Consider the following 240-nt stretch of genomic DNA (forward strand, 5'->3'; position numbering starts at 1 on the left):
CTTGCCATCCCCAGAACTATAGGACACGCATTCACGCGCCGAAGGTGTACGTTGACTTCGTCATACGATACCGACCCGGGCCGACGTCGGCGGCGGGGCCTGGGCGCTACTGAAAGTGATGCACGTACCGCAGCACCATCCGCGTGCCCTGCGGCCGGTTGCGCGCATAGACCTCGAAATACGCGTTGAACATCAGGTGATCCTGCGGCGAGAAGCTGACCATCGCGCCCGGCCCGATCG

At 63.3% G+C, this 240-nt stretch carries 1 protein-coding gene; it reads right to left on the reverse strand.

The window, feature by feature from the left end:
* Positions 1-106: 106 nt before the first annotated feature.
* On the reverse strand, positions 107-240 hold a 134-nt coding region (locus tag SB816_RS34595), incomplete at its 5' end, for a transporter (protein WP_410548573.1).

Source organism: Achromobacter sp. SIMBA_011, assembly GCF_046535435.1.
Classification (GTDB): Bacteria; Pseudomonadota; Gammaproteobacteria; order Burkholderiales; family Burkholderiaceae_B; genus Achromobacter; species Achromobacter dolens.